At 36.1% G+C, this 14,717-nt stretch carries 4 protein-coding genes; 1 reads left to right on the top strand and 3 read right to left on the bottom strand.

Annotated elements, in window-relative coordinates:
* Nucleotides 1–4: 4 nt before the first annotated feature.
* Complete coding sequence (locus tag CAR_RS13090; protein ID WP_041556418.1) at nt 5–9,934, bottom strand: Spy0128 family protein; 9,930 nt, start codon at nt 9,932–9,934, stop codon at nt 5–7.
* Between the two features lie 241 nt (nt 9,935–10,175).
* Between CAR_RS13090 and CAR_RS07575 the strand changes: the two genes are divergently transcribed.
* Complete coding sequence (locus tag CAR_RS07575) at nt 10,176–11,669, top strand: helix-turn-helix domain-containing protein (RefSeq protein ID WP_013711120.1); 1,494 nt, start codon at nt 10,176–10,178, stop codon at nt 11,667–11,669.
* A 64-nt stretch (nt 11,670–11,733) separates the two neighbouring features.
* On the opposite strand, the gene CAR_RS07580 is transcribed toward CAR_RS07575, so the two are convergent.
* Both CAR_RS07580 and CAR_RS07585 read right to left on the bottom strand, forming a co-directional pair.
* Nucleotides 11,734–13,203, bottom strand: a complete 1,470-nt coding sequence (locus tag CAR_RS07580; protein ID WP_013711121.1) for a helix-turn-helix domain-containing protein — start codon at nt 13,201–13,203, stop codon at nt 11,734–11,736.
* Nucleotides 13,193–14,527 (bottom strand): FAD-dependent oxidoreductase, encoded by a 1,335-nt coding sequence (locus CAR_RS07585; RefSeq protein WP_013711122.1) that lies wholly within the window; start codon nt 14,525–14,527, stop codon nt 13,193–13,195. Before CAR_RS07585 ends, CAR_RS07580 begins: the two co-directional genes overlap by 11 nt.
* Nucleotides 14,528–14,717 lie beyond the last annotated feature (190 nt).

A 14,717-nucleotide genomic window follows, 5' to 3' on the forward strand; every position in this document is an offset into this window, starting at 1 on the left:
ATCACTATCGCTTACTTATTAGCTTTTCTTTTGCCGATTTTCTTTCATAGTAAAACAGACTTACACCTGCTAGAAGCAATACTGCCGCTAAACCAGTGTATGTTGCTGCTTCACCAGTTTTTGGTAAATTCTCTTCTTCAGAATTTTTGGTTTCCACTGGATCAGTTGATTCTAATGGATCTGTAGGTCCCGCTGAATTTGATGGATCCTTTGATTCCGTCGGGTCCTCTTGTTCTACTGGTTCCGTTGGGTCTAAAGGATACTTTGGTTCTGTCGTTTCTGCTGTCTCACCTGGTTCTTCAGGGTCCACAGGAACAACCGGTGATGATAAGACAAATCCGAAGTCTAGCGTTGGATCATGCTCTCCATCTTTAGTTAACAGGCGTGACGCGACTTCCCATGTTGAAGAGTCAATAGAATTGTCATCGCCAACTTCGATTGTTGGAACATATCCTTCCAAAACCTTCGCAGAAGCAACACGATCAATGAAGACTCTGTATTCTTTATTGATTGGCAAATTCTTAAAGATATAGAAGCCATTTTTGTCTGTTGTGGTTGCTCCTACTAGATTACCATAAACATCCGTTACTGGATTGCCATCTTTGTCAGTAATCGTTAAGACTACTCCTTTAAGTGGTACATCTGTTTTGTCTCGTAGACCGTCTTTGTTCTTGTCAAACCAGACATAATCGCCGACGCTAACTTTAGCTGGAACATATTTATTAGTAAAATTAGCTGATCCATTAGTATAGGTTACAGTAGTTACTAAATTTCCTTCGCTATCATCTATAACATCCACAATAACTGTATAATCAGTAGCGTCATACGTTATATACTTTTGGTTGCCTTTAACTTCACGGATGGTATACGTATATTTCCCAACTTTAGCATAACTGATTTCATCAAAGATGATTTGACCTGTTGCGTTATTGCTTACTGTTTGAATAACTTCTTTATTTTCATTCAACAAGTTAAATTCAAACTGATCAGCACGTAGCTTTTGTCCTTCTAATTTCTTAGAAGCTTCTATTGTTGCAACGCCATCATTTGCACTATAGCTGTTAGTGAAAACAACATTTTCATCACTGTATACAATTTCTGCGTGCAAATTGCCTTCTTTATCATCTATTACTGTTACATCAACTTTAAATTCAGCTGAGTCATAAGTTACTCCACCTTGATCGCCTTTGACTTCACGAATCGTATAAGTATGGTCGCCTACTTTGTCATACTTGATTTCGTCAAAGATAATTTGACCTGTTGCATCATTAGTTACTTTTTGAATAACTTCTTCTGCACTATTTACTAGTTCAAATTCAAATTGACCGTCAGAAAGTTTTTGTCCATTTAATTGTTTGTCTGCTTCAAAAATTACGCTGCCTGGTTCAGTTGTATACGTATTTGTAAATACTGCTGGACCGTCAACATATCTCTGAGTAGCTATCAATTGTCCCTCACCATTGTCTGTAACTATCACATTAACTACGAATGAAGTTCCATCATACGTCACACCACCGAGGTCTTCTTTGACTTCACGAATCGTATAAGTGTGTTCTCCTATTTCAGTATAAGTGATTTCGTCAAAGTCAACTTGACCTGCTTCATCATTTTTTACGGTTTGAAGAGTATCTCCTTTAGCATTTACTAATTCAAATGCAAATTGATCCGCTACTAGCTTTTGACCTTCCAATATTTTTTTAGCACTTAAATCAACACTGTCTGGTGCTGCTGCGTAATGGTTCGTAAATAGAGGTTCTTCATTATATTTAATAACTGTTTCTAGTTGACCATTTCCATTGTCTGTTACCTTAACCGTTGCAGTGTAACGTATATCATCGTACGTTACGCCACCTAGCTTGTCATTTACTTCTTCAATAAAGTAAACATGCTCGCCCGGTTCTGTATACGTTAATTCAGTAAAGCTAATGTTGCCTTCTGAATCATTTTTTACTGTTTGAATAACTTCTTTATTTTCATTCAACAAGTTAAATTCAAACTGTTCAGCACGTAACTTTTGTCCGTCTAATTCCTTAGAAGCTTCGATTGTTGCAACGCCATCATTTGCGCTATAGCTATTAGTGAACACAACATTTTCATCACTGTATACAACTTCCGCGTGCAAATTACCTTCTTTATCATCTGTTACCGTTACAACAACTTCATACTTAGTTGTGTCATAAGTTACGCCACCCTGAGTACCTTTAACTTCACGAATCGTGTACGTGTGTTTGCCTGTTTCGTTATAGCTGATTTGATCAAAGATGATTTGACCATTCGTATTATTTTCTACTGTTTGAAGAACATTTCCATCAATATCCACTAATTCAAATTCAAATTGTCCTGCGACTAGAATTTGACCATCTAAGGCTTTTTCAGCTTCAAATACAACACTATCTGCTGCTGCTGTATAGTTATTGGTAAATACTAATGGTGTCTTGCCTTTATCTAAAGTAGCTGTTAATTGACCTTCGCCATCATCCTTAACGGATACCGTTACTTCAAACTCAGTCGTATCATAAGCCATACCACCTTGAACACCTTTAACCTCACGAATGGTATACGTGTGTTCATCCGCTTCACTATAGATGATTTCATTAAAGATAATTTGGCCATTTGCATTATTTTCTACTGTTTGAAGAATATCTCCATCAGTATTTACTAACTCAAATTCAAATTGTCCTGCGACTAAATTTTGTCCTTCTAAGACTTTTTCTGCCTCAATCACAACTTTATCTGGTGCCGTAGTATATTTATTAGTAAAGACTGCCGGGCCAGTGCTATAGCTTTCAGTAGCAATCAATTGACCTTCTCTTCCATCAACAACTTCAACTGTTACATTAAACACTGATAAGTCATATTCAACTCCACCTTGAGTGCCTGCAACTTCACGAATCGTGTAAGTGTGAGTTCCAACTTTACTATAGGACATTTCATCAAAGATGACTTGACCATTTTCGTTATTTTTTTTCGTTTGAATAGATTCACCCTTGTCATTTAATAGTTCAAAAGTAAATTGATCTTTAACTAGAGTTTGTCCTTCTAAAAGTTTACTTGCTTCAAGTACAACACTATTTGGATCAGCTTTATACGTATTTGTAAACGTAGCTGGACCACTAATGTAGTTAGCTGTAGAAACTAACTGACCTTCTACATCTGCCACATCAACCACAACTGCATACGTATCATCATCATACGTCATACCACCTTGGATACCTTGAACCTCACGGATAATATAGGTGTATTTTCCTACAGCTTTATAATTAATTTCATCAAAGATAACTTGTCCATCCGCATTGTTCGTTGCGGTTTGAACGGTATCTCCAGATTCATCTACCAGCTGATAACTAAATTGTCCATTTACTAATTCTTGCCCTTCTAGCACTTTTTTAGCTTCAATAACGACTTTACTTGGTTCAGGAGTGTAGCTATTTGTAAAGACTGCCGGCTTATCATAAACTGCTTTGGCTGTTAATTTTCCTTCACCGTTATCCGTTACAGTTACTTTAACGGTAATTTCATTAGTCGCATAAGTTACGCCTAATTGAGATCCTTTAGCCTCACGAATAGTGTACGTTTGTTCTTCAACTTTAGTATATGAAATTTCATTGAATAGCACTTGACCATTTGCGTTATTTGTTGCTGTTTGGATTACTTGATTCGTTGAATCGACAAGCTCAAATATAAATTGTTTGTTTCTGAGTATTTGCCCCTCTAATACTTTACTTGCTTCAAGTACAACCGTATCAGGATCAGTTGTATAAGTATTCTTAAATGCAGCTGGGCCATCTGAATAAGTTTCGGTTGCTGTTAATTGACCTTCACCATCATCTGCTACTACAACGTTAACACTAAATTCTTCCTTATCGTAAGCCATGCCCCCTTGGACACCTTCAACCTCACGAATCGTATAGTTATAATTACCTACTGTATCATAAGAAATTTCATCAAAGTAAATCTTACCCTCAGCATTGTTCGATACCGTTTGGATTACTTTGTCCGTGCTTTTGTCAATTAAGTCAAATTTAAATTGACCATCTCTAATTATTTGACCATCTAATAGTTTACTTGCTTCAAACACTACGCTGTCTGGTTTAGCAGTATAAGTGTTTTTAAACACGACTGGACCACCAACGTACTCAACCTTGGCTTCTAACTCACCTTCGACATCATAAACCTTAACAACGACTTTCCTAGGTGTAGTATCGTAAGCAATGCCATTCTGTTCTGAATCTACTTCTTCAATTGTATAATTGTACGTTCCTGCAACAGTATAAGGAATTTCAGCAAAGTTTATTGAACCATCTGCATTGTTCTTTTGTTTCCCAATTTCTGTTCCATCTTCATCGCGTAAGATAAATTCAAATTGATTTTCAACTAAAACTTTACCTTCCAATTCTTTAGCTGCTGTAATCACAACACTATCAGAATTAGGTTGATATGCATTTTCAAATATAATCGGTCCATCGATATCCTGAACACTTGCCGTAAGCTTCCCTTTTTTATCATCAGTAACCTGAACGGTAACATCAAATACCGTTTCATCGTATGTGTAGCCCGTCTGACTTCCTGCTACTTCACGAACCGTGTATTTATAGTCTCCCGCTTTAGTATAAGTTAATGCCTTAAAATTAATTTGACCATTGGCACTGTTATAAGCAGTGTCCACAAGTCCACCTTCACTATCGTGTAATTCAAATTTAAACTGTCCTTCTAATAAAGCTTTATTAGATAACGCTTTTGTTCCTTGAATTACAACAGTGTCCGGAGTAGTGACATACTCATTAGTGAATGCTGCTGGGCCATCACGATAGACCGAGGTAGCTACTAATTTCCCTGCTCCATCATCCGTAACAACAACATCGACATTAAATTCTTTCGTATCATATTTGATACCATCTTGCCCTTGTATGCCTATTTTTTCCCGAATTTTGTATGAGTAGGTTCCAGTTTTACTGTAGTCAATTGCAGCAAACGTTACCGCTCCGGATTCGTTATTGCTCTTAGTATCAATCACTTTTCCATCTTCAACTAGCTCAAAGTCAAATTGTCCTGCGGTTAGTGTTTGACCGCCAGTTAACGTTTTACTCGCTGTTAAACTAGCTGAAACATTGGTTGTTGCATATTCATTGTTAAATATTGCTGTTCCATCTGGGTATGCGAATTCAGCTTTATAACTATGATTTGTTTTATCATAAGTTACTGTCAGCTCAACTGACAATTCTTTCGTATCATAAGTTACTCCTCCCAAACTTCCTTTTTCCTCAGAAAGCGTATAGGCTACTTTAACCGAACCAGTAGCTTTCAAAGTACTCAGTTGTTCAGCTGTTAACGTTGGGCTCATGGTTACTTTCCCTTGAGCATCGTTATTAGCCGAAGCAGCTATTTTTTTATCTACTCCGTACAAATTAAATTTGAATTCTTTATCTTTCAAAGTACGACCACTTATATTTTTTGTAAAATCGAAAGCAGGATTGATAGCAGTATTATAAACTGTCAGTCCGTCTTCATCTTTAATATAACCAGCTGGTGTAAAATCTTTACCCGCCGCATCTACTTCCTTAACAGAGAACACATATTTTTCTCCACTAGCTGTATATTGATCAATCTTGTCCCATTTAACTTCAGTAGTACCCGCAGTTAATGTTTTTAGTTCTGCTTCAGGAACTAGTTCTGCTTCACCGTTCTCAATTTGACGATAAAGTTGGAAATGAACTGTCGGTCTACTACTTGACCCACCGATCCAGTTTTTAGTTGCAGTAATAGAGCCTTTTTTCACATCATTATTAACAATTAAGGCATTGCTAATATCTGGGTTAACTGATGCAACATCACTAACCAGTGGACTCCATTCAGAATCCGTTACTTGCACGATATACTCCCCAGCTCCAGCTGCTTTTTCTTCAGGAGATGCGTAACCAATAATAATATAAATTGGTTCGGTTAGTTTCTCATAAGCTTCTGGAACACTTTCTTCGGTCACAATATAGCGACCTGCTCTAGCACCTGTTATTTCAAAAACACCATTTACAGTAGTTCCTGAAATGTCCTGATTCTCTACTAGAGAGCCATTCATTTTTACACGTACCAATTTAAATGTTGCATCAGGAATTTTTGTTCCATTTGGATGTTGCTTATTAAGCGTAAAAGTAACCGTACGACCTTCTCCACCACCACCAAATGACCATTGGCTTGATGTTGTAGCTGTTGTTACTGAGTGTAATGCTGTTTGTTCAGTACCGCCGAGAATTTGGATATTGTTTTTGACCGTATATTTACCAATCATGGTTTCATTCAATCGGGTTGAATAAGTAACCTTTACTGGTTGATTTAACGTACCACCAGCAAAGGTAATCTCAAAGCTACGATTATCGTCAGCAACAGTTACAGTTGCTCCAGGTATCACAACACCTAATTGGTCAGTGATTATGATGCTACCTGCAACATATGTTTGTTGAGCATCTAATTTGTCTGTAATTAATGCGTTATTAATGGTTAATCCTAATGGGTTTAACGTAACGGTCCAATCGATATTTTCAGTATCCTCATTTTGAAGACCTGTTTTAGTACTGTTATTATTTGTACCACCTACAAAAAAATCGATATATGCATTAGCTGATACTGGAGTATGACCGGTATTAGCTAACGTTGTCGTATTTGTATATCTATCTAGCTTTGTGTTAGCAGACGGATACTCTAATATTTCTGTTTGATAAGTCACGATATACTGATAAGGACCATCCGGTAAATTAATACTGAACGTATTGTCCGTTTTATCAATGATCACAGAATCTGTAACATCTTTATTGTTATCAACACGAACAACTTTAATTGTATTTGCAATCAGTCGTTGGTCTGAAGGAATAATATCCGTCAACACAGCACCGACTAAGTTAACATAATGATTAGCAGTATCTGTATTTGCTGTAGTTTTCCAGTTTATAAGATCTGAATCTTCATTTTGAACAACTTTACCAACTGCTTCTTTTTTAACACCTAATGTTGGTTTTGGAACAGTGAATCCTGTTTTCTTATCTCCGCCTTTATAAGTGATTGCTGCTTCATTTCTCACTAATCCTCGCTCATCTTCTGGTGACAGTGAGGTCGTGTAAGTAACTGTATATGGAACAGCGTCTAATTGATCAATCCCAAGTGTAAAAACACCATTGACTGGATCTATTAAGCTGTACGCATCAGCTGTCATTTTTGTACCGTCTTTAAATACTTGAATATTGCTGATTGTTGCAGTTGCAGGCACATAAGTATCTACTAACTCAAAATCATAGATAACATTTTTTGATTTGTTAAAAGTAACGGTCCAATCGATCGTCTTGTTACCTGAAGCATCCGTGTTTACTTTAGCTGCTTTAGAAACGTCTGATTCACGTTTTCCCACTGTAGCTGTAGCTGGTTCTTCGCCACCTAGCCATTTTAAAACAACGTCATTTTTTTGAGCCTTGTTACTTTTATCATCCGCTGTTGTGCGATAGGTAATCTGTAATTTAGCACTCGTCGGTTTGATAAGCGTTATTACAAAGCCAGCTGTGTCACTAGTTAATGTATAATCAGTTCCTACTGCTAATATTTGATTAGTTTCGGTATTTTTAATAGAAAGAGAGTTTGTAATTAGATCATAGTTACCAGATGTAAACGTATCTGTAATTGTTGAATCTGCATTTAATAAAATTTTACTTTCATTAAAATTAATTGTCCATTCAATTTCTTGTTCTGTTTTAGCAGTATTGGTAACATATTTCCCGGATTTGGTAATTCCAGCGTTTGGACCTTCTACTCCTATGTCAGGTCTGATTATATCACCAATCCCCACACCTTTACCGTCTTCAAAGACTAGCTCAGCTTGATTGGCAACTTCAGTCTCCTTCATACCAAGTTCTGTGTAATAAGTTCTGTAAACGAATTTATATTCATGGGTTCCAGCGTTATTGATATTTAATTCAAAACCAGTACGACCATCAGTATGTTCGTAATATTTTATATCAAAGTTTTCTACCGTTTCTCCATCTTTAGTTAAAGTATATAAAGACTCATCAGTAACATCAAATTCTAGATGCAGTGGACTAAAAACGTCTTTTACATTGATAGTAGGTACATCAACTTTAGTACTATTCATTGTAACCGTCCAGTCAATATATGGACGACCTTCACCATCAACACCTTGCGCTCCTACCTTACCACCTGTAGGAACCGTGTTAACTGGGACAGATGCATTTGCCGAGTTAGGTAGTTCTAAATTGTCTGTGATTGTATTAAGGATACTTTCATTAAGACCTACTGGTACTGATGAAGAAAACTCAATTCGATACGCTTTTCCGTCTGCATCAAGACCAGGAAATTGAACATTGCCATCGTTATCAAATACTGGCGTTATTGTGACAGGTTCTTTTGATACTGACGTAACTTTCCCATCAATATCTGTGTCCACTTCATAAATTTCAACTGAGTTTAAATCAATTTCACCTTTAGAAAGTGCATCTGTTAAAGTCACTATTCCCAGGTCTTCCTTTCCATAGTTGTACCCTACAGTCCAGTTTATCGTATTACTATCAGCAAGTACTCCACTCTTAGTAATTTCAGGTATATTACTTGACCAAGTAACGTCAATTTCATCTTTTACTGCTGTCTCGGTGCCATCTAAAGTAATACGAGCATTATTATTGATAGTAAGCGAGCCACCACCATCAGGACGTTTTAATTTTGTCGTATACGTTATTTCATAGGCATCTTCAATGTCACCTAGGTTAAGATCAAAACCATTTCCCGTATTTGTTACTGTAAAATCAGTAACTGGTTCACGACCAGTTTCGACATTTTTATAATTACGAATAATTTTTTCTACTACGAAGCTGCCTTCAACGATTTCTAAATTATCCCCTAAATCATCGATAATCGTCGCCTTGTCAAAGCTCTCAGCAGAATCATTAACTCTTACTGTCCAATCAACATGAGTAGGATTTTTATCTGTTGCTTGATGGGTACCATCCGCATTTAATAGGTAAGGAGCACCGGCAGTTTTTTTATCTGTTCCCACATATTGTTGTTGGTTAGCTTTAATTGTCGCTTCAAATGAAGTGCCATCCGCATACGGAACAGACACAACAAATTCTTCTTGTGTCTCAAATATTTCTTTATTAAATTCCGCTGATAAATTTACATGCATTCCAACATTATCATAATTATTAGCTAATTCATTAAATGTAATAACTAACTGACTACCTACAATATTATATGTTGCGACTGTCTCTCCATCACTCATAGTAATAGGTTGATCTTTTTTTTCAACTCCAATAAAAATTTCAGGTAAAGTAATTGTATAAGTATCGCCTGCTGCAATAATAAAATCATCTGGCTTAATAAATACATAATCTAGGAGAACAGCATTCATTTCATTTATATCTACTGTTTCAGATCCACCATTTTCTACAACTTTTTCATTAGCAAGACCAGGATTAAGAGTAAACTCAAATGATGTTATTAGGTTTTCCTCTACTGCAGTACGTGGTGCCACAGCGAATGTCTTAGCTTCTGTAGCTGGTTCTATAGTACTTCCTGCGTCTTCTATTTCTTCAGAAGGAACAGTTTCTTCTGAAGGAACAGTTTCCACAGGTGGGCTTTCACCTTTTGGCGTATCTAATCCTTCATCTACTACAGGCTCATCTTCTAGAGCTGTTTTTTCATCTTCAATAGGTTCGTCTTCAGTAGACGAGTCAGTTAACTCAACGGCTTCACTTTCTCCTGCTGGGTCTTCTGCACCACTTACACTGTCTTCTGCCTCTGTGTCAGATCCAGCTTCATCTGAACTTGTCTCTGCAAATTCATCCGCAGCTGTTCCTATAGCATAGACCGTTTGTGGAGTTAAAATCGTACTTAATAACATCATTGTTACAAGCACTAGGTTAATATACTTCTTTTTATTCATTTTTGTTTCCCCCTTTTCATTTTTTTACCAATACAACATTTATTCTTTTTGAATCGTAAATCGCAAACTTAGTGTAAAAGTGTTCAAAGACTCACGTTATTATACATTGTTTAGCATTTCTAAACCCTTCCATCTTTACGTCTTAACAGGGAGCTATTTGACAAAAAAATACAATATGCATTTAAGCAAGATTTTAGTGTATTATAGAAGTATAAATTCTGGCAATGAGAGAGGTAGTTTTGTGTTAATAAACTTTTTGAATAATAGTGAAAAAAGAAGGCTTCAATTTGCAGAGATATTGTCTAGACAAGAGGACTGGACACTCCTATCAGAATTAGCCCAGCAGCTTAACTATTCTGATAGGACGTTAAAAGATGATATTGTGTTTTTAAAAAATAATTTTACTGATTTTCAAGTTCAAACTTCACATCATGGTGTTCGTTTGATTTTTGAACATAACAAAGGGTTACGCTCGCTTTATCAGAAAATATTGACTGAATCCGTTGCTTATCATTTTCTGGAAATTATATTTATGGATGAGGGGAAAACTATTTCGGAGTTAGCAGATAGTTTCTTTATAAGCTCATCTACCCTTTATCGTATAATTAATCAAATCAATGACAGTATTAGACAATACGATTGTTTCATTGAAACAAATCCTTGCCGTATAATAGGATCAGAAAAAAATATTCGTTATTTCTTTTACCAGTATTTTTTTGAAAAGCATTCTCCTCTTGAATGGCCATATAAAACAATTCATGAAAATTCATTGGATAAACTATTGATTTTTTTCACTGATTTTGTTCCACTACCTATTGACTTTTCGCATTATAATGATTTTAAATTAGTTACGGTAGTTAATCTCATCAGATACCAGAACAACCATTATGTTGATACCGATAATTTTGAAATCAATTTTGATGAAATCATTCCAGATTTAAGCATCTATGCGGACATTTTTCAATCTTTTGAGGACTCTTTAGGCGTTAAGTTTAATAACGATCTCATTAATCAATTATTTACTCCTTTTGTACAAGAAGGATTCTCACTGAGTTACGAGCGCTTGATAGAGAAAACTAGAGAGAACAAAACAATGGCAGCTGAAGTTTCCCTTTTAATTAAGCTATTAGATAAACTTTCTACGGATAATGATATTCCACTTGTAAATAAAGAAAGAGTCATTCTTGAAATGCAAAACACTACTCATTTAGAGTATCAAAAACCACAATCTGGACATATTCTTTACAATAACAATAAATATTTTTCAGAAGCTATTCGTTATAAATTCCCTGTCTTTTATAACGATTTGTACGAGGGGATGATAGCATATCGAAAGTTGCAGGATAAGCCTATCACGGAAGATGGAATAGATTTCTTTATCTGTTCTCTATTTACTTATTGGAAGAACCTCGTGCCCGAATTGCATAAAAAATTTGATAAAATAAAAGTTTTAGTCATTAGCAATCATCATATTTTACATGCCGATATGTTAAAAGACTTTATTCAAAGTGAATTTACTGAACAATTAGTGGTTGACATCTATATGGATAATCATTTAAGTTTATCCATGCTAGAGGATTTGAATTATGATTTTATTGTGACCAATTTTCCGCTACCTAAGTTAGAGTCAAAACGCAATATCTACATTGAAAATGTCCCTACTGTCAATGATTTAATTAAAATCGAAGAAGCAGTGAACAGAATTGTATCTGTGCGTGAACAGCAAAATATCTAGCCAGGACTGTAGTTCAAAAAATTCAAATAAAAAACAAGCTACAGTAATTTTACTGTAGCTTGTTCTATGAATTGATTTCTTGGATAACCGTTTGGATATTTTTCATGTCGAAAGAGGACATAATTTCAGAAAGGACGTATACTCTGGATTTACCATAGTGATTTTTATTGATTGGTTGTTCATTGGTTAGAATGAGATCATACCCTTTACCTAGCTGACAAGTTTCGATATGGATGCCATTGATATGCCGCATATTTAGTATAAGTAACTGATTCAGTGTATCGGTAAAAATAGCTTCCATTTTCAAATCAATTCCCACTTGCAAAATGGTCGTCATCTTCAACGTAACAATAGCCAGTAAACTGATATATTTTAGTAATCCTATTTTCAATAAACTATTGTCTTCTACTTCTTTGATACCAAATTTATTTGTACTGATGCCAATCAATGTCTCTGCAAATGAAACCAGGTCTCTGCCGGTAAATTGCTTTTCTTTAGCCAACATTTCCTCATAATCATAAATTTCCATTTCTCCTTGGAAGAAGTACAGTTTTGTGTGAACATGAGAAAGATGATAATGCATGTCACGTTCCAACATGTAAGGCAATCTGCGGAACTTATATTGGATAATAATGGTTTCCACAATGTAGGCATCCATCGTCGCAATAGGTGCACGACGGTCACGCTCTAGGGTATATTCATGAAAATCGTGTTCATTCAGAATCGGAAAAGCTAGCAAAAAAGCAAAGTGTAGCATTGCTTCTTCTTCATCGACTTCAATAGAATAACGACTGAAGTAGCGTAAAACCATAATACGGATTTTTTGATACAGAGTATCCTCTAAGTAAGGCTGCATGTGTTCGCGTAAGTCTGTATACTTCTTCTCTTTGCTAGTGACACGAGTTTTACTAATGAGCATCCAAATATCGAGGCGTTGTTTGTTTTCTGGTTCAATCGTAACTTGCAAGGAACTTTCCATAGCCTGCACCAATTGAGTAATCTGCTTATCGTTATGCGAAACAACAAGGGATTCTTTATTTTCGATATAGCTATAAAATTGAAAGTAGAAATACCGAATCTGCAACTCTTCCCCGTGCAACTGCCCATTGCGGATTTTGATGCCAAACTCTTTTAAATAGCTGTTTAATTCTTTGATTTTGCGAAATAAAGAAGAATCGCTGATCATTAGTTTTTGTGTCAGCTGAGTAATCGAGAACTCTTGATGCTTAAATAAAAACCGGACCAAGTTCACTTTGATTGACTGATTCAAATAGAGCTGATGAATTTTCGGCAAAGAAAATTCATCGCTCATGGTTAAAGAAATGTATTGTCCATCATAGTTTACGTTCACCTGATCTGCAAGAGAGTGAATTCGAAAAGAAATGGATTCCAAATCTTTATCCAGTGAGGCTCTTGCAACAGCTAAATATTCCAACATATCTGTATAAGAGAGTTTTCCGCCGTTCAGCACGAGTTGTTTAAAAATCGTAACTTCTCTGATCTCATTTTTCTCCAAGAAGTGTTCAATTTTCATTTCCGTCATCCCTCACTTCTGGCCAAGAAACAAAATTGGTAGCCGAAATCATTTGGGTAAACGATGGATGGAAGAAATAATCTTTTTGCTGCAAATCTTCCAACGTTTGTTTCGTTTGAATGGCTAACGCTAATGTATTGATTTTTTCTAAAATATCCGAAGTTGAAATCATCTGTGCCCCAAGCAAAGTATGGCTAGTTGCATCATATACCCATTTAATCGTTACGGTAGCACTATTTGGTAGACTAGTTAAGAGCACTTCTTGACGATAGGTTTCCACTTTTTGATTGGTAAATAAACTCTCAGCTTCTGTTATACCTGTGCTAGCAATATAATACCCGAATATAAATGTCCCAATCGTGCGCAAAGAGCCTTTGAAAACCATTTTTGGTTGGATAAGATTAGCAGCAGCCACAATTCCTGTACGGACAGCATTATTTACAAGCGGAATATAAACCGTTTCATCGTCTTCTCCAAAAGTCAGCTGGATGCAATCTCCAACGGCAAAGACATCCTCTACCGATGTACGCATATAGCGATCAACGGCAATCGTTTGGTCCATGTGGAGCCTGATATGCTCATCCAAAAAATGCAAGTCCGGTCTCACATTCACACCTAAAATAACGGCATCACTCTTAACCATTTCATTTCCAAATCGAATTGTTACCGGTTGATCTTCTGCTTCAATCGAAGAGGCCGTTTGGTTCAAACGCAAATCAATTCCCTGTTCAAGCATTTTCTGTTGCAGTGGCTGAATCATTTCTTTATCAAAATATTTAAATAGCACATAGTCCATATTTTCAATCAGCGTAACATGTTTTTGCTGCTTGCTTAGCAAATCAGCTGCTTCCACTCCGACCTGACCGCCTCCGATAATGGTTACGCTTTTGCTAGCATCAATTTTAGATAAGGCATCTTCTGCTTCATGGTGCCGTTTGTACTTCAAGACGTTTTCGCCATCACTGCCGCTGATTTTTTGCGACAACTGACTCGAACCCGTTGCAATAATCAATTTATCATAACTGATTGTCTCTTCTTTTCCATGTTGGAGATAGTTAATTGTTCTATGGATTGAATCAATTTTTTCAACAGCTGCTTCTAAATAGCACTGGATGTTTTGCTTTTCCAATTGCTCTTTCGTGATGAAGTAAGCTGCACCTAAATTAGCGATTTTATTTTCCCAGTACAAATGCAGTCCATTCGGAATATAACCTAAAGTAGGCTGCTTTTCCAGCAAAATAATTTCTGCATTAGACTGTTTTTTTCGCACTTCTAAAGCCGCTGCTACCCCAGCAAAAGAAGCTCCTATAATCACTACTATCATGCTATTACTCCTCGTCAATGTGTTTTCAATTAGTATAACACAAGAAAGAAATATTTTTGAAAGGATGAGAGTTACCATCACTATAGATGAAATTTCGACTCTTTGGATAAATAGGTTCCCAAATATCTATTTACATTGCCTGATACAACATAACTTATATAGTATAAAAAAAGTTTAGAGATAGCATGCT

The organism is Carnobacterium sp. 17-4 (genome assembly GCF_000195575.1).
GTDB lineage: Bacteria > Bacillota > Bacilli > Lactobacillales > Carnobacteriaceae > Carnobacterium_B.

Coding starts and splice junctions, on each gene's coding strand:
- CAR_RS13090 (WP_041556418.1), bottom strand. CDS start 9,934: ATGAATAAAAAGAAGTATATTAACCTAGTGCTTGTAACAATGATGTTA.
- CAR_RS07580 (WP_013711121.1), bottom strand. CDS start 13,203: ATGAAAATTGAACACTTCTTGGAGAAAAATGAGATCAGAGAAGTTACG.
- CAR_RS07585 (WP_013711122.1), bottom strand. CDS start 14,527: ATGATAGTAGTGATTATAGGAGCTTCTTTTGCTGGGGTAGCAGCGGCT.